Source organism: Halomonas sp. TA22 (assembly GCF_013009075.1).
In the GTDB taxonomy this organism is placed as follows: domain Bacteria; phylum Pseudomonadota; class Gammaproteobacteria; order Pseudomonadales; family Halomonadaceae; genus TA22.
Window position 1 is genome coordinate 2,081,981 of the sequence record NZ_CP053108.1, and the last position, 16,711, is coordinate 2,098,691.

Below are 16,711 nucleotides of genomic sequence, written 5' to 3' on the forward strand. Positions count from 1 at the left end.
ATGTCGCGCGCACCTCACGGCCAAAGGAGCCCATCATGTCCAATCCCTGCATCATCTGCGTTGCCATCACCGGCAGCGTGCCTCGCAAGGAGCACAATCCCGCGGTCCCCATCACCATCGAGGAGCAGATCGAGAGCACCCAGGCGGCTTTCGAGGCTGGCGCCGCCCTTGCCCACTGCCATGTCCGCAACGACGACCAGACGCCAAGCTCGGACCCCGAGCGTTTTGCACGGCTGGTGGAGGGGCTCAAGAAGCACTGTCCGGGTATGATCATCCAGCTTTCGACCGGTGGTCGCTCCGGCGCCGGTCGCGAGCGCGGTGGCATGCTGCCACTCAAGCCCGACATGGCAAGCCTCTCGGTGGGCTCCAACAACTTTCCCAACCGGGTCTACGAGAACTCACCGGAGCTGGTGGAGTGCCTAGCCGAGGAGATGCTGACGCACGGCATCAAGCCCGAGATAGAAGCCTTCGACCTGTCGCATCTCCACCAGGCCGTGAGCCTGTCGAAACAGGGCAAGCTCAAGACACCGCTGTACGTGCAATTCGTCATGGGCGTCAAGAATGCGATGCCGGCCGACAAGCCGACCTTCGACTTCTATATCGAGACGCTCCAGCGGCTGGCCCCCGCTGCCCAGTGGTGCGGTGCGGGGATCGGGGCGAACCAGATCGTTCTGAACGAGTGGTCGATTGCCGCGGGCGGCCATACCCGGACGGGGCTCGAGGACAACATGCGCCTTGACCGCGATACCCTGGCACCCTCCAACGCCGCCCTGGTCGAACGCACCGTGGCGCTTTGCGACAAGTACCAGCGGCCGGTGGCGAGCTGGCAGCAGGCCCGCGACATGCTTGGCCTGACCTACCCCGAGCACACCTAGTCCTGCTTGCATATGGACAAAACGACGAAAGCCCGGCCTTCCGGCCGGGCTTTCATCACAGCATCCGCTGCTCTTCTTCCGCGAACCTCCTGTCCGCGCTTCCTTGGCTCTTCTGGGCCTGCTCTTCCCTGATTGAACTGCCCCTCTTCCTTGATTGAGCTTCCTGCTCAACATGACAATATATTGATTCAGGTCATGAAATTCCAAGGGCAAACAATGTAAGAAATTATTCATATTTCCTGTAAGAAATATCTTACATAACTTCATTAGTCAGCCCGCACGAGGTTGGGGCACTCATTTCCCTCAATGAACGCCGCAAGATTGCCAAGCGTGGTTTCGGCAATCTCGGTCAACGCCTCACGGGTGAAGAAGCCTTGGTGGCCGGTAATCAACACATTGGGAAAGGTCATCAGACGCACGAACAGGTCGTCGTCGATGAAGTCCGCGGAGCGGTCCTCGAAGAACAGCGGCTCCTCCTGCTCATAGACATCGATCGCAAGTGCCCCTAACTGGCGGCTCTTGAGCGCTTCGACCACCGCCTGGGTATCGATCAGGCCCCCCCGCGAGGTATTGACTAGCATCGCGCCTCGCTTCATCCGAGCAAGCGAGTCGGCATTGATCATGTGGTAGGTGGGCTTGAGCAGTGGGCAGTGCAGGCTGACCACATCCGCCTCCTGCAACAGCCGTTCCTGCGAGACGATCTCGCCGTACTGGGAAAATGCCGGGGCGGGAGAGGGATCGGCGCCCAGCACCCGGCAGCCCATGCCGTGGAAGATGCGTGCCGTAGCAAGGCCAATCTTGCCGGTTCCCACGATACCGATGCACTTGCCATGCAAGGTCATGCCCAGCAGCCCCTCGAGCATGAAGTTGCCCTCGCGCACACGGTTATAGGCACGGTGCGTATGACGGTTCAGCGCCATTACCAGCGCCAGGGTATGTTCGGCCACCGCCTCGGGGGAGTAGGCTGGAACACGGGCCACGAACAGCCCGAGCCGCTCGGCGGCCTTGAGGTCGACGTTGTTGAACCCGGCACAGCGCAGCAGGACCGCCTTGACGCCGAAATCGGCAAGTCGTTCGAGCACCTCAGCGTCGAGCTGGTCATTGACGAAGACGCATACGGCGTCACTGCCGTCGGCGAGCGCCACCGTCTGTCGGGAGAGCGTCGCGCGCTGATAGACAAGTTCCGCCTGATCCTGCATGGCGAGCCTTTTCGCCACGCTATCGAAGGAGCGCTGGTCGTAGGGCTGGGTACTGAAGAAGGTGACCTGCATGTCGGCACTCCGGTTGGGTCGTCATCGTCTTCCCAACATAGGGTTTCGGGCTGCCGGGCGCAAAGAGGCGATATGATGAACATGGGCGGTACGCAACGATGTCAATTCTCACCATGGACCTTGGAGGGACTATGCGTTCGGTATTTCTCGTCGATAATGGCTCCTTGCGCCCAGAGTCGACCCTGAATCTGCGGCGCGTTGCCGCCGCCCTGGGCGAACGGGCCGGCATGCCGGTCGAAGCGGCTTCGCTTTTGCACTCCAACAAGGTGCCGGCCGATGCGCTCGATGGCATGCCCGCCGCCACTCTTGGTCCTGCTGCCGCCCGGCACGCCGAGGCGGGCAGCCGTGAGGTCGTGATCCTGCCCTTCTTCTTCGGCCCCAGCCGCGCGCTTACCGGTTATTTGCCCGAGCGCATGGCAACGTTGCAGGAGCGCTACCCTGATCTCCATGTGCGCGTGGCCACGCCACTGGTCAATCTGCTCGGGCCGGTCGATCTGAGACTGGCGAGAATCCTGTGTGACGGCGTACGCGAGCGCCTGGTGCCAGGAACGCGCCCCCGCGTGGCACTGGTCGATCATGGCAGTCCCATTCCCGAGGTCACGGCGGTGCGCAACGTGCTGGTCGGCCAGTTGAGCGCCCTGCTCGAGGGTGAAGTAGCGTGCGTGGCGGGGGCTTCCATGGAGCGACGTGAAGGCGACGAGTACCGCTTCAATGAGCCGCTGCTCGATACGCTGCTGGACCAGCCCGGCTTCGATCAGGGAGAGGTCATTGTCTCGATGCTGTTTCTCTCGCCCGGGCGCCATGCCGGGACCGAAGGTGACGTGGCCGCCATCTGTAGCGGGGCCGAGACGCGCCACCCCGGCTTGATCACCACGATGACTCGTCTTGCCGGTGAGCATGACGGCATGCTGGACATCCTTGTCGAACGTCTTCACCAGGCGCTGTCAGGAGAGGGCTATCTGCTGGACCTGCCCTCCAGCGAGCCCAACTTGCACGTCCCTTGAACGCTGACTGAGGCGATCGATCAAGCCATCGATTGCCTGAATCGACTACCATTCCCTGACCGATCAACGTGAAGAGTGAACCCATGAGCGAGACGAATCAGTCCTGGTCCCAACCCATGCCGGCACAGCAGTTCGAGCTGATGCGCAGCATTCTCGACGCCCCGAGCCCGGTGGGGCTGGAGGGGGCCATGACCTATGGCGTACTCAAGCCCTACTTCGATACCTTCGCGCCCAGCGACTGGCACATGCACCAGTTCAAGGGGCATGCCGGCGTGGTATTGGACACCCATCCGGGCCGGGACGACCTGTTCAAGGTGATGATCATCGGCCATGCCGACAAGATTCGTATGCAGGTGCGCAGCATCGGCGACGACGGCAAGATCTGGATCAATACCGACTCCTTCCTGCCCACGGTGCTGATCGGTCATGAGGTCAAGCTGTTCAGCGAGGACCCGGAGAAGCCGGGCAGCTATCGGATCATCGAGGGTGGCACGGTGGAGGCGCTGGGTGCCATCCACTTCTCCGACCCGGCCGTCCGCACCGGCGAGAAGGGTATCAAGAAGGAGCAGATCTATCTCGATCTGCAGATTCACGGTAAGAACAAGAAGCAGCAGGTGCTGAACCTGGGCGTTCGCCCCGGGGATTCGATCATCTTCAATCGCCCCATCCGCCCCGGGTTCAGTCCCAACACCTTCTACGGTGCCTATCTGGACAACGGCCTGGGCTGCTTCGTCACCGCCGAGGTGGCACGCCTGATCGCCGAGTCGGGCGGCACGAAGCAGGTGCGCGTGCTCTTCGCCATAGCAAGCTACGAGGAGATCGGCCGCTTCGGCAGCCGGGTATTGGCCGGCGAGCTCAAGCCGGACGTGGTCATCGGCGTGGACGTCAACCATGATTATGTCGCCGCACCCGGTATCGGAGACCGGCGCATGCAGCCGCTGGAGATGGGCAAGGGCTTCACCATGTCGGTTGGCGCCATCGCCAGCGAGCAGCTCAACCGGGTCATCGAGAGCACGGCAAGGGAACACGGCATCCCCCTGCAGCGTGATATGGTGGGCGCCGATACCGGCACTGACGGCATGGCCGGCGTACTGGCCGCCGTGGACTGTGCCGCCACGTCCATCGGCTTCCCGATTCGCAACATGCACACGATCTCGGAAACCGGCAACACCCAGGACCTGCTGGCGGCGGTACATGCCCTGACCTACACCGTCCAGGCGCTGGATGCACTGCCCGACCCCCACCGCGAGTTCCTCGACAATCACCCGCGCCTCGATCAGGCAGGTCCTCTGTCACACCAGGGCTCGGCCAAGCTCGATGAGGAGCAGAAAGAGAAGTAATTAGCACCTCAAATCATTGAAGCACCCGATAGAGGTTATCCACGGCCTCTATCGGGCAGTACCGCCATGTGATGGGCATCGTTATCGGTCTGCCGATCATGAGGCGCCGTGCGGTCAGCCTGCATACCCAGCCGGTGATCGGTGGTAAGCCCCAGATTTTCGAACATGGGGATCAGCTTACGATTGCCGTATTCCGAGATATGGCCACTGTCATAATAGAGGGGCCTGCCCGCTTCACTGCCATAACAGAACGTCTCATCGCATAAATACGCGGCGGTATCTAGCACCTCGACATTACAGGAAACATCCACGATATCCTGTACCTCCCAAATCGCCATAGTATCCTCGACATACTCATCACGCGTGATACGCATCTCGCCATCCAAGCCCAGCAATGCCCGCCTGGCCATCACTCTGGGCACATCACCTGGCATCGCCGGTATTGGTCGCAGAAGGTACACAGCGTGGTCAGCTGCCAAGCGGCAGGTACTCGCAATCATCGCTTGCTGATACTCCCGAATGAACTCCGGCGTTACCTCTTCATGGGGCTTGTCGAAATAGACCGTAGGCTTGAGCGTCTCACCAACGTCTGGGATCTGAAAGTACCCCCCACTGTTGACGATGATCACCGGGATCGATGCCGGCAAATCGGCAATCTTTTCGGCAAGAAAGTCATTGAATTTCGCGCAGGTCCAATCGTGAGTCTCTCTTTTGATGTCGAAAAGGGTAGGACAACTCGAGTGGCTACTGTAGAGGATTCCGGGGCTATGGGGGTCGGCATCATCACCACCCAAGGCCGCCTGAACCGCCGTGACGACCGAGGCGGCATGACTGTCTCCCACCACTATTGCGCGAATATCATTCCCGCCGAAGGTACACCACGGAAAATCCTCCCCCTTGCTATGGTGGCACTCCTCACGCCGCTGGTTGATATTGAAGGTTTCGGCATAGATCGACTCCACCTCCTGGGGCATGCGCCCATCGACACCCTCCATGTGATAAATGGCCAGTGCCGGCGTTGCCACCAACAGAGCGAAGGCCGCGATCAATGCCGGCTTCTTGACCAAACCATCATGACTGATCCAGTGACGGCTCGTATTCTCGATCAGGTGATAGGAGAGCGCCCCCAAGAGCAGTGACAACAAGAGGCCAATGCCGACCGCCAAGGCGCTGCCATTGATCTCGAGATAGTACAGGCCCACGAAGACTGGCCAATGCCATAGATAGATCGAATAGGAGCTCAAGCCCAGCCATTGCACCATGCGAAGCGTGGCCCATGCCGACTGTCTGGCACTCAGCAAGACCAGCATTGCCCCGACAACCGGAAGCAGCGCGTTGGCGCCAGGCCAGGGCGTGCCCCCATCGAACAGAACAAGGGCAAGCCCAATGCACCCAAGACCGATGATCTCCAGCCAACGTGCCTGCACTTGCCGGAGCGTGACCTTATCTGCCAACAGGAAGGCCAGCCCCCCGGCCAACATCTGCCATGCTCGAGTCGGCAGCATGAAGAAGCCTGCCGAAGGGGAGCGCTCGGTGGCCCATATCGATAGTGCCAGAGAGGCAGCGATACCCGCAGCTAACACGTACAGCAGCATCACTCGACCTGGCCTCAGCCGCCAGACCAGCATCAGGACCACGGGAAGCAGGAGATAGAACTGCCACTCCACCGAGAGTGACCAGGTGTGCAAAAGCCATTTTTCATGTGAAGCCGTATCGAAATAGCCTGCTTCACGCCAAAAAATCACATTGGAGAGAAAGGTCAGCGCTGAAAAAGCGTGCTTGCCCAGAGCGCGATACTCCCCTTGCGGCAGAAGCCACCATCCAACGATCAGCAACACCAATAGCAGGAACAGGAGTGCCGGCAGGATACGTCGAGCTCGAGCCACATAAAAATGCCATAAAAACGTTGTCGCACCTCGGTGGAGCTGGCTACCCCTTCGCTCCAATCCCTTTACCAGAATCGAGGTCATCAAGAACCCCGATAACACGAAGAACACATCGACTCCGACGAATCCCCCGGCGAAGCCCGGCACATTGAAGTGAAAAAGCACCACGGCCACGACAGCAATGGCTCTAAGTCCATTGATGTCATAACGAAACGACGGCGTATCGGCTAAGGCAGTCACGATTATGCTCCTGTAAGGAACAGCAATGACCTGGAAGGAGAAAAGGGGAATGCATTGTCACCCATCAGCAACTATGCGTGATTATAACTAATTTTGAAAAAATTAAATTAGCTATCATTACTAAATGTCAGCGCACTTTAATATTAGCCAATAAGTATTGCTTGCTGACAAATGCGGACGCTAGAGGCTTAAAGGAGAAGAGCTCAATGACCACGGAACTAACGCTGCTTGGCTGGACCCTTGCGCTGGCCATCGTGCAGACCCTGCTTCCGGCCATGTGGCGAAACAGGGAAACCGGCATGACCTACAATGCCGGCCCACGAGACGCGTCGGGGCCGCCAATGGGCAAAGTCACGGGGCGGCTGTTTCGTGCCCAACGCAATCTGTTCGAGACGCTGCCACTGTTTATCGGTGCGATACTGATCGCCCACGTGGCCGGCCAGAACGGCACATTGACACTATGGGGCGCTTGGCTCTATTTCCTGGCCCGGGTGGCTTATGTCCCGCTGTATGCGCTGGGCATACCATGGATACGCTCGCTGGTGTGGATGCTTGCCCTGCTGGGACTCTGCCTGGTGTTGCTGGCTGTGCTCTTCTGATCCCTTGAATCTTTTGTTGGCGTAGCCAGGTATACCAGTGGGTCTGAAAAACATACGCTGGAAAAGAAAAGGCCTGCGATTGCTCACAGGCCCTTTGGAATTCGTTGGCGCGCCCAGCAGGATTCGAACCTGCGACCCCTGCCTTCGGAGGGCAGTACTCTATCCAGCTGAGCTATGGGCGCGTATCCATGGCAACGCTGTACCACGGCGGCCACAATGCTAACCGTCTGTCTGACGAGTGTCCAGCGCCCCCCGCTAAGGCAAGCTGACCAATCTTGCCTGCGTTAGTCGAAAGCCGCTTCTCAGAGCATTTTCCTGTCCAACCGCTTGCCGGTATACTACCCGCCATGCAGCATGGCGTTAGCGTGTCAAGAAGCGCCCAATCACAACAGCATCAACGCGTTTTCGAATGCAGACCGTAAAGAGGTGGTGAGAGTGAATTCCAAACTGATCATGGGGTGTCTGGCCACCCTCGGCGTGGCTTTTGGGGCTGCTACCGTCCATGCCAACGTAGACCGCGATGCGATGGCCGAGCGTCTCAGACCAGTCGGCCAGCTCTGCCTTCAGGGCGAAGAGTGTGGCAGAACCGCCGCCGCTGCGGCAGCCCCCGCCAGTGACGCTGGCGGCATCGATGGACCAGGCATCTACAACAGCGTCTGCATGGCGTGTCACGAAACGGGTGCCGCCGGTGCGCCGGTGCGCGGCACCGAGGACGACTGGGCATCGCGCATCGATCAGGGCATCGAGACGCTCTATGAGCATTCGATCAACGGTATCGGGGCCATGCCCCCGCGCGGCGGCAACCCCAACCTCTCCGACGAGGAAGTGATGGCCGCGGCCAACCACCTGCTCGAGCCGGTGATGGACGATCTGCCCGAAATCGGCGGCGAGGAGGCCACTGCCGAAGAGGGCGCAGCCGAGGGTGAGGCTGACATCGCCGCGACCGAGGGCGAAGCTGACGCCGAGGCAGCTCCGGCCGAAGAAGAGACGGCCGGAAACGGCAATGGTCTCGACGGTGAAGCGCTCTACGCCGGCGGCGGCTGTGCCGCCTGCCACGGTACCGGAGCCGCCGGAGCGCCGCGGCTGGGCGAGGCCGGTGACTGGGGCGAGCGTCTGGAGCAGGACATCAGCGAGCTCTACGCTCACGCCATCAACGGTATCGGTGCCATGCCGCCCAAGGGGGGCAACATGTCGCTCTCCGACGAGGAGGTCGAGGCGATCGTCGACTATATGGTCGCCGAGTCCGAATGATGACCTGAGTATTGACGGTCATTGCTTTGAGGGGCGCCTGATGGCGCCCCTCTTGCGGCAGGGCCGCTCACCCTGGCATTGCGAGAGCGCCTAGTTCAACAGCGAGCGAATCCCGGCCAGGGCGTCCTTGCCGCGCGCCTGTTTCTTTTCCGGATCCTCCTTGTCGGCGCGCCCCTCCCAGTCGAGATCCTCCGCCGGCAGCTCATCGAGAAAACGGCTTGGTGTACAATCCATCAACTCGCCGTAAGCCTTGCGCTGGCGGGCCAGGGTCAGCGTCAGGGTGCGCCGCGCGCGGGTGATGCCGACATAGGCCAGGCGGCGCTCCTCCTCTACCGTGCCGGCCTCGATGGCGTTGCGGTGCGGCAACAGCTCCTCCTCCCACCCCATCAGGTAGACATGCGGAAACTCCAGTCCCTTGGAGGCGTGCATGGTGAGCAGCTGCACCCGGTCGGAGTCATCCTCTTCGGCCTGCTGCTCGAGGATATCGCGCAGTACCAGCCGTGCGATGGCAGCCTCGACACTGTCGGTCTCGGTCTCCTCACTGGCACTGAGCTCCTCGCCTCTCTCTTCAGGATCACGCTGCATCGACTTCTCGAGCTGATCGATCAGGATCCACACGTTGGCCATGCGCCGCTCGGCGATGGTCGGGGCGCTGGCGTTCTGGTAGAGCCACGCCTCGTAGTCCATTTCATGCAGCATGCCGCGAATGGCAGCGATGGCATCGCCGCTGTCCATGCGCCGGCGCACGCCATCGATAAAGTGGGTAAACCTGCCTAGCCTCTCGACTGCCCGCACCGGCAGCTGCTGCTCGAGCCCCAGCTCATGGCAGGCGGCAAACAGCGAACAGCCGCGCTCGGTGGCGTAGTTGGCGAGTTTCTCCAAGGTGCCGGGGCCGATTTCGCGGCGCGGCACGTTGACGATGCGCAAAAAGGCGTTGTCGTCGGCGGGATTGATCAGCAGCCGCAGGTAGGCCATGGCGTCCTTGATCTCGTTGCGCGAGAAGAACGAGGTGCCGCCGGAGAGCTTGTAGGGAATCTGGTAGTGCTGCAGCTTGAGCTCCAGCAGCCGGGCCTGGAAGTTGCCACGGTAGAGCACCGCGAAGTCGCGCCAGGAGGCTGACTCCTTGATGCGCCGGGTGAGGATCTCGCTGGCCACGCGCTCGGCCTCGGCCTCCTCGTGGCGATTGACCACCACACGGATCGCCTCGCCCTGGCCCATCTCCGACCACAGCGTCTTGTCGTAGACGTGGGGGTTGTTGGCAATCAAGGTGTTGGCGGCGCGCAGGATGGTGCCGGTGGAGCGGTAGTTCTGCTCGAGCTTGACCACCTTGAGGCGCGGGAAGTCCTCGCCCAGAGTCACCAGGTTTTCGGGGCGCGCCCCGCGCCAGGCGTAGATCGACTGATCGTCGTCGCCCACCACGGTGAAGGTCGAGCGCTCCGCCATCAGCAGCTTGACCAGCAGATACTGGGTGACGTTGGTGTCCTGGTACTCATCGACCAGCATGTAGTGGATCTTGCGCCGCCAGCGGGCCAGCGCCTCGGGATCGCGCTTGAGCAGCACCACCGGCAGCAGGATCAGGTCATCGAAGTCGACGGCGTTGTAGGACTTGAGGTGACGGCCATAGGCTTCATAGACCCGTGCGGCATACTGCTCGTCCTCATCCATGGCATGGGAGAGTGCATCACCCGGCATCACCAGATCGTTCTTCCACTGCGAGATCTGGCCCTGCACGGCGTTGATCTGCTCGGCATCGACCTGGGCGTCCTTGTTCATCAGATCGCGCAGCAGGGCCTTGGCGTCCTCGGGGTCGAACAGCGAGAAGCCCGGCTTGTAACCGAGCGCCTTGAGTTCGGCGCGAATGATGTTGAGCCCCAGGGTATGGAAGGTCGAGACGGTGAGCCCGTGCCCCTCCTTGCCCTTGAGCATCTGCCCCACCCGCTCCTTCATCTCCCGGGCCGCCTTGTTGGTGAAGGTCACCGCGGCAATGCGCCGGGCGCTCATGCCGCACTCCTGCACCAGGTAGGCAATCTTGGTGGTGATCACGCTGGTCTTGCCGGAACCGGCCCCGGCCAGTACCAGGCAGGGGCCGTCGATATAGCACACCGCTTCCTGCTGGCGCGGGTTGAGCTTGGCGAGGCGTTGGCGGATCGACATGCTTACTCCTTGTCGGCGACACCGACATCGACGGCACCCGCGAAACCGAACTGTCGCCAGGCTTCGAAGGCGATCACCGCACAGGCATTGGAGAGATTCAGGCTGCGGCTGTCAGGCAGCATCGGGATGCGCAGACGCTGAGATTCGGGCAGCGCATCGAGCATCGCCTGGGGCAAGCCGCGGGTCTCGGGGCCGAACAGCAGGGCATCGCCTGGGCGGTAGGCGGGCTCATGGTAGCCGGTGCGGCCCCGGGTGGAGATGGCGAAAACTCGCTGGGGCGCCACGGACTCCACGAATGCTGACCAGTCGCGGTGGACACGCACCGCGGCCCACTCATGGTAGTCGAGCCCGGCACGGCGCAGCCGCTTGTCGTCGAGCACGAAGCCCAGCGGCTCGATCAGGTGCAGGCGAAAGCCGGTATTGGCGCACAGCCGGATCAGATTGCCGGTATTGGGCGGGATCTCGGGTTCAAAGAGCACCACATCAAGCATGGACAGTCCTGCTGGATCGGAGTGTCCCGACACAAGCCGGGAACGTACACGGGCCCCGCAGGGGCACGTTGGCGTATCCGGTCGATGCGATCAGAAATTCAGGCGCACCCCGGCATGGGCACCGCTATCCAAGGTTTGCGTGCCTGGCGAAGTGTCGAAATCGGCGCGCAGGCGACGGTAGCCGAGGTAACCATCGACATTGCGCGTAAAGGCGTAACGCGCCCGCAAGCCATACTCGAAACTGTCGTCAAGGTCGCTGCTGGTGACCACGCTTGGCGTGTAAAAACCGTAACCGCCCAACGAGACGCCTGGCATCTGCGGCAGGTAGACATAACCATAGCCACCCAGGCCCAAGCCGCCGCCATCGCCATAATCGGTCTCGAACTGGCTCCACCGCGCACCGACACCGATATCGATATCGCTATTGCGCTCCACACCCAGCAGCTGGATATGGCCCATGGTCGCGTCTTCACGGTACTCGCTATGCAGAATGCCGCCGCCAAGGGCAATGCCCGGGGCGAGCTCGCCTGCCGCCTCGAACTGCACGGCGTCGCTGCTCAGGTTGAGATCCAGGCTCGAAGCGATGACACCCTGGCCGAGCATGGCGCCGAGCAGCGCCGCACTCCATAGAGACAATTTCTTCATCGTTCATCCATCCAGTCAGCGTATTGGTCGTGTATTCAGGATCCGATGCCGTATTGCGCCCGGTAGGCGCGAATCGCCTCGGCATGCTGCTGCAGCGCGCCGTCATGCTGCTCCAGGTAGGTCAACACCATGTCCAACGTCACGATACTGACCACCGGCATGCCGTAGGTGGCCTCAACCTCTTGAATGGCGCTCTTCTCGCCATTGCCACGTTCCTGACGGTCCAGGGCGATCACCACTCCGGCGGCCTGGGCACCGGCGGCCTCGATCAGCGCCATCACTTCGCGGATCGCGGTGCCGGCCGTGATCACGTCATCGATGATCAGAATGCGTCCGGCAAGCTCGGCCCCGACGATATTGCCACCCTCTCCGTGCTGCTTGGCCTCCTTGCGGTTGAAGGCGAAGGGCAGGTCGCGGCCATGATGTTCGGCGAGCGCCACGGCGGTGGCCGCCGCCAGCGGAATGCCCTTGTAGGCGGGACCGAACAGCACGTCGGCCTCAAGCCCGCTGGCCTCGATCGCCTGGGCATAGCAGCGCCCCAGCCGGGCCAGGGCGGCACCACTTTTGAACAGGCCAGCATTGAAAAAATAGGGGCTGACCCGACCCGACTTCAGCGTGAATTCGCCGAAGCGCAACACGCCCTGGTAGATAGCGAACTCAATGAATTCTCGCTGATACGCCTGCATGCCGTTCGATTCCCCCCTACTCACGCTAAGTCCCCTATCATGATCATTAGCTCAGGCCATTTACCTAAACGTCGAAACGTCGGGTATCATACAGGCGCGACGGAAAAGGGACCATGTATGAAAATCGCCAGCATTAATGTCAATGGCATCCGCGAAGCGGTCGGACGAGGCTTTCTCGACTGGCTGGCCAACCAGGATGCCGATGTCGTCTGTGTGCAGAATCTCAAGGCCAAGAGCTTTGAACTCGACGACGCCATCCTCTACCCGGAAGGGTACGAGGGTTATTTTCTGGATGCCGAGCAGGACGGCTTCTCCGGGGTCGGCCTCTATTGCCGCAAGATTCCCAAAGCCATCATGTACGGCCTGGGCTTTGAGCAGTGCGATCATGAAGGGCGCTTCCTGCAGGCCGACTACGACCGCTTCAGCATCGCCAGTTTCCTGATGCCCGACGGCAGCGATCCCGGTGCCAAGGAAGCCTTCATGGCGCAGTATCAGGAGTACCTGGGCAAGATGGCGCGCAAGCGTCGCGAATACATCATTTGCGGCACCTGGCACATCGCCCACAAGACCGTCGACCTGGCCAACTGGGCCGACAACCAGACCACCCCCGGCTTCAAGCCCGAGGAGCGTGCCTGGATGGATCAGGTATTGGGCCCGACCGGCTTTATCGACACTTTCCGCGAGATCAACCGCGACGCCGGCGAACACACCTGGTGGCCAGCGCTGGATCAGGATCAGCAGCGTTCGCGTCAGGAGGGGTGGCGTCTCGACTACCAGATGGTTGGCCCCAACTTCCGCCGTCACGTGGTCGATGCCTGGATCGATTACGACGCGACCTTCTCCGAGTTCGCGCCGCTGATCGTCGAGTACGACCTAGAGCTCTAAGCTCACCCCCTGCGTTCCGTCAACATGACGCCGGCTTCCGCCGGCGTCATGTGTTTGCGTGGGTGGCTTGCGAACACTAGCCCCGAATGCCCAACGCCTCGCGTTGATGCTCGAACAGCTTGGCCCCGGTCTGCTCCGCCAGATCGAGCATGGCGTTGAGCTCACCACGCGAGAAGGCCGCCGTCTCGGCGGTCCCTTGCACCTCGATCAACTCCCCCGACTCCGTCATCACCACGTTCATGTCGGTTTGCGCGCCGCTATCTTCCGGATAGTCGAGATCGACCACCGGCGTACCGCGGAAGATACCCACCGACACCGAGCTGACCAGCTGCTTGTAGGGGTCCTGCTTGATCAGCTTCTTGCGCTGCAGATAGCGGATCGCATCGATCAGCGCTACACAGCCGCCAGTGATCGATGCCGTGCGCGTACCGCCATCGGCCTGGATCACATCGCAGTCGACAGTGATGGTGAATTCACCGAGCTTCTTGAGATCCACCGCCGCGCGCAGCGAACGGCCGATCAACCGCTGGATCTCGAGCGTACGGCCGCCCTGCTTGCCACGGGCCGCCTCACGGCCGCCCCGAGTATGCGTGGCGCGAGGCAGCATGCCGTATTCGGCCGTCACCCAGCCCTGGTTCTTGCCGCGCAGCCAGCGCGGCACGCCCGCCTCCACACTGGCGTTACACAACACCTTGGTGTCGCCGAATTCGACCAGCACCGAGCCCTCGGCATGGCGGGTGTACTCTCGGGTCAGGCGAATCTCGCGAGCCTGGTCGGGCCGTCGTCCACTGGGGCGCATATATCCTCTCGAAACAAACATGCTACGGTTCACTAGCCGCCAAGGCGGTACCAGGCGCCATTCTACACGTTCACGCCCGTGAATCGGTTACACTGGCGCCCTTCTTCCGATGCATGATTTGGCCACAGCGCACCAGGAGCCAGCATGGTTCACAGCATGACCGCCTTCTCCCGACACAGCCACGAGGCCGCCTGGGGCAGCCTTCATCTCGAGCTGCGCTCGGTCAATCAACGCTATCTCGATCTCCATTTCCGGCTGCCCGAGACCCTTCGCGATCTCGAACCCGGCTTTCGCGATGCCCTGCGCACCCGTCTGGCGCGTGGCAAGATCGAGTGCACGCTGCGCTTCGAACCCGCTGCCGGCGGCGAAACCCTGGCCATCAATCACGAGCGTCTCAAGACGCTGGCACGCATCCTGGTGGAAGTGCGCAGCGAGCTGCCAGGCGTCGCCATGCCCGACGCGCTCGCCATGCTCGAACACCCTGGGGTACTGGAGAGCCATGGCCTCGATCTGGACGAGATCAAGGCCGCCGCGCAAGCATTATTCAGCCAGGCGCTGGATGACCTGATCGAAGGCCGCGCCCGCGAGGGCGAACAACTCGCCGAGCTGATTCGCACGCGCCTGCTCGGGGTGCGCGAGCAGGTCTCTGAGGTGCGCCGCTTGCTGCCTGGCATCCTCGAGCGCCAGCGCAGCCTGCTCGTCGAACGCCTGGAGGCGGTCCGTGCCGAGCTCGACCCCCAGCGCCTGGAAGCCGAGCTTGCGATGATGGCCCAGAAGGCCGATGTCGACGAGGAGCTCGACCGGCTCGACACCCACGTCAACGAGGTCGAGCGCCAACTCAAGCTGCAAGGCCCCGTGGGCCGCCGCCTCGACTTCCTGATGCAGGAGCTCAACCGCGAGGCCAACACCCTCTCCTCGAAGTCCGTCGTGGCCGAAAGCACCCGCTGCGCGGTGGAGCTCAAGGTGCTGATCGAACAGATGCGTGAGCAGATCCAGAATATCGAGTGATGTCCTCGCTCATCCACCAATATCCACAAGCAGTTATTTTTTAAGGAAATTACCGAGGACGTTGTCTAAAGCCATCTATGGAAGTCTAGCTTAAGCTCTCGCCAAGTGGGAGTACACTGGGGTACTCCCCACTATAAAGGCGAAAATCCCCTATGAGTACTCCCCACTTCAAACGCTGCCAGCTCGCTGCTCGCCCTCAATCGAAGGGCAGCACGTTGACGACTCCACGATTTATACCCTTCTGATCAATTATTTGCCGGGCAACACAGCATTCCGCCTGCCGTAAATTTACACAATCGTTTCAAATATTCTTCGTTACGTTGAGAGGGGCCAATGGGTAGCTTAACTGCAAAGAAGATCCAGTCCCTAATCAAGGAAGGCACACCGGGGCGCTACGGCGATGGGACGGCCTGTACCTCAAGATCCCTAGGAAGGGTGCCCCCCCTACTGGATGCATGACATGCGCCGCACCTGCCGCAGCTTGCTGGCTGCCGCTGGCGTGCCGGGGCATGTGGCGGAGCGCTGCCTGAACCACAAGCTGAAAGGTGTCGAAGGCATTTTACGACCGTCACGACTACTTCGAGGAGCGGAAAGAGGCTCTGACCCAGGTGGCAGCGTTGATTGAGCCGGCTATCAATACCACTTCAATCGAGTGCTCAGAGGAGCATGAACAATGGCAATCGCATGACTTTCCGATTCTAGCTTAGATAAATCTGGAATGTGGCCCAGCGATTAGTGCCCTTTTCAGGTACCGTCGACATAGGTCAGGTTGGTCTCCCAGCTCTCGCTGCTGACCTCAATGGCCGCTTTCACCGCGTCCTCATCACCTGCCTGGAAGGCCGCGTAGATAGCTTGATGGTCCTTGAGGGCGACCTCTGGCAGCGTCTGCATTGACGTTTCCAGTGCCGCCTCGATCAGCTGGATCAAGGTCTCGCCTACACGGATGGTCATGGGGTTGTGGGTGGCGTGGAGAACCGCCCGATGGAAAGCGACATCGTGGCGAGCTGTCTGCTCACCGTTGGCGATAGCCGATGCCATCGCCTCGATGCTTTGCTTGATGCGGGCATGGTCCTCGGGCCGGGCATTCTGCATGGCCTGCAGGGTATAAGCAGGTTCAAACATCTTGCGGAACTCGAGCACGTCGCGCGTCATGCCCCGGGCCAGAATCATGCCAAATGCCATTGGATCCACCAGAGGATCGCCAGGTTCGCGACAGATCCTGGTGCCCTGACCCCGCTTGACCTCCACGATGCCGATAGCCTGAAGCATCTTGATGGCCTCACGAACACTCGACTTACCGATCCCGAGCGTATGGGTCAGTTCGGTTTCCGATGGTAGGTAATCGCCGGGCTGGAGGTCACCGCGTATCAATGCCCCCTTGATGCGCTCCAGCAGCTGCAGGGCAACGGAGCTGCGATCGATGGAGCTGCCGAAACTCTCCATGGTGGTGAGCGGCAGGGTGGGCTGACGTTTCAGACTCATTCTTGCGTCTCATGGTGGTGTGGCGTGCTGCATTGAAAAAGTCATGGTCTGCCAATTAATTACCTGCTGGGCAACCAGTTCTTTAATACCGGATA

At 61.1% G+C, this 16,711-nt stretch carries 15 protein-coding genes and 1 tRNA gene; 7 read left to right on the forward strand and 9 right to left on the reverse strand.

What is annotated here, in order from left to right; genetic code table 11:
- Nucleotides 1-35: 35 nt before the first annotated feature.
- Nucleotides 36-875: a 3-keto-5-aminohexanoate cleavage protein gene (locus tag HJD22_RS09700; RefSeq protein ID WP_208655431.1), complete on the forward strand. Its 840-nt coding sequence runs from the start codon at nt 36-38 to the stop codon at nt 873-875.
- A 266-nt stretch (nt 876-1,141) separates the two neighbouring features.
- On the opposite strand, the gene HJD22_RS09705 is transcribed toward HJD22_RS09700, so the two are convergent.
- The gene (locus tag HJD22_RS09705; RefSeq protein ID WP_208655430.1) at nt 1,142-2,146 is read right to left on the reverse strand and encodes a 2-hydroxyacid dehydrogenase; all 1,005 of its coding nucleotides are present in this window, start codon (nt 2,144-2,146) and stop codon (nt 1,142-1,144) included.
- 131 nt (nt 2,147-2,277) lie between these two features.
- On the opposite strand from HJD22_RS09705, the gene HJD22_RS09710 reads away from it, so the two are divergent.
- Together HJD22_RS09710 and HJD22_RS09715 are read left to right on the forward strand one after the other, a co-directional pair.
- A complete protein-coding gene (locus HJD22_RS09710; RefSeq protein ID WP_208655429.1) occupies nt 2,278-3,150 on the forward strand; it encodes a sirohydrochlorin chelatase in 873 nt (290 codons plus the stop codon).
- Between the two features lie 83 nt (nt 3,151-3,233).
- Entirely contained in the window at nt 3,234-4,490 is a 1,257-nt protein-coding gene (locus HJD22_RS09715; protein WP_208655428.1) for a M20/M25/M40 family metallo-hydrolase, read from the forward strand.
- Between the two features lie 35 nt (nt 4,491-4,525).
- Here the strand turns inward: HJD22_RS09715 and HJD22_RS09720 are convergent, their stop codons facing one another.
- Nucleotides 4,526-6,616: an acyltransferase family protein gene (locus HJD22_RS09720; RefSeq protein ID WP_208655427.1), complete on the reverse strand. Its 2,091-nt coding sequence runs from the start codon at nt 6,614-6,616 to the stop codon at nt 4,526-4,528.
- A gap of 206 nt (nt 6,617-6,822) precedes the next feature.
- Between HJD22_RS09720 and HJD22_RS09725 the strand changes: the two genes are divergently transcribed.
- Nucleotides 6,823-7,215: an MAPEG family protein gene (locus HJD22_RS09725; protein ID WP_208655426.1), complete on the forward strand. Its 393-nt coding sequence runs from the start codon at nt 6,823-6,825 to the stop codon at nt 7,213-7,215.
- Nucleotides 7,216-7,320: 105 nt separating this feature from the next.
- Here the strand turns inward: HJD22_RS09725 and HJD22_RS09730 are convergent.
- Nucleotides 7,321-7,397 (reverse strand) — tRNA-Arg (locus tag HJD22_RS09730).
- 253 nt (nt 7,398-7,650) lie between these two features.
- Between HJD22_RS09730 and HJD22_RS09735 the strand changes: the two genes are divergently transcribed.
- Nucleotides 7,651-8,466, forward strand: a complete 816-nt coding sequence (locus HJD22_RS09735; RefSeq protein WP_208655425.1) for a cytochrome c5 family protein — start codon at nt 7,651-7,653, stop codon at nt 8,464-8,466.
- A 90-nt stretch (nt 8,467-8,556) separates the two neighbouring features.
- On the opposite strand, the gene rep is transcribed toward HJD22_RS09735, so the two are convergent.
- The 4 genes from rep to pyrE all read right to left on the reverse strand — a co-directional run bounded on the left by rep (nt 8,557) and on the right by pyrE (nt 12,442).
- A complete protein-coding gene (gene rep, locus HJD22_RS09740; RefSeq protein ID WP_208655424.1) occupies nt 8,557-10,620 on the reverse strand; it encodes a DNA helicase Rep in 2,064 nt (687 codons plus the stop codon).
- Between the two features lie 2 nt (nt 10,621-10,622).
- A complete protein-coding gene (trmL, locus tag HJD22_RS09745; RefSeq protein ID WP_208655423.1) occupies nt 10,623-11,111 on the reverse strand; it encodes a tRNA (uridine(34)/cytosine(34)/5-carboxymethylaminomethyluridine(34)-2'-O)-methyltransferase TrmL in 489 nt (162 codons plus the stop codon).
- 90 nt (nt 11,112-11,201) lie between these two features.
- A complete protein-coding gene (locus HJD22_RS09750; protein WP_208655422.1) occupies nt 11,202-11,756 on the reverse strand; it encodes a YfaZ family outer membrane protein in 555 nt (184 codons plus the stop codon).
- Nucleotides 11,757-11,791: 35 nt separating this feature from the next.
- Entirely contained in the window at nt 11,792-12,442 is a 651-nt protein-coding gene (gene pyrE / locus HJD22_RS09755) for an orotate phosphoribosyltransferase (protein WP_208656864.1), read from the reverse strand.
- A 117-nt stretch (nt 12,443-12,559) separates the two neighbouring features.
- Here pyrE and HJD22_RS09760 point away from each other — a divergent pair, with 117 nt between their 5' ends.
- Nucleotides 12,560-13,327, forward strand: a complete 768-nt coding sequence (locus tag HJD22_RS09760) for an exodeoxyribonuclease III (RefSeq protein WP_208655421.1) — start codon at nt 12,560-12,562, stop codon at nt 13,325-13,327.
- Nucleotides 13,328-13,403: 76 nt separating this feature from the next.
- Here HJD22_RS09760 and rph read toward each other — a convergent pair whose 3' ends face one another.
- On the reverse strand, nt 13,404-14,126 hold the full coding sequence (gene rph, locus HJD22_RS09765) for a ribonuclease PH (protein WP_208655420.1): 723 nt from the start codon (nt 14,124-14,126) through the stop codon (nt 13,404-13,406).
- Nucleotides 14,127-14,270: 144 nt separating this feature from the next.
- Here rph and HJD22_RS09770 point away from each other — a divergent pair, with 144 nt between their 5' ends.
- Nucleotides 14,271-15,134 (forward strand): YicC/YloC family endoribonuclease, encoded by an 864-nt coding sequence (locus tag HJD22_RS09770; protein WP_208655419.1) that lies wholly within the window; start codon nt 14,271-14,273, stop codon nt 15,132-15,134.
- Nucleotides 15,135-15,878: 744 nt separating this feature from the next.
- On the opposite strand, the gene HJD22_RS09775 is transcribed toward HJD22_RS09770, so the two are convergent.
- Nucleotides 15,879-16,616 carry a FadR/GntR family transcriptional regulator gene (locus tag HJD22_RS09775; protein WP_208655418.1) on the reverse strand — a complete coding sequence of 246 codons (738 nt, stop codon included), beginning with the start codon at nt 16,614-16,616 and terminating at the stop codon, nt 15,879-15,881.
- Nucleotides 16,617-16,711 lie beyond the last annotated feature (95 nt).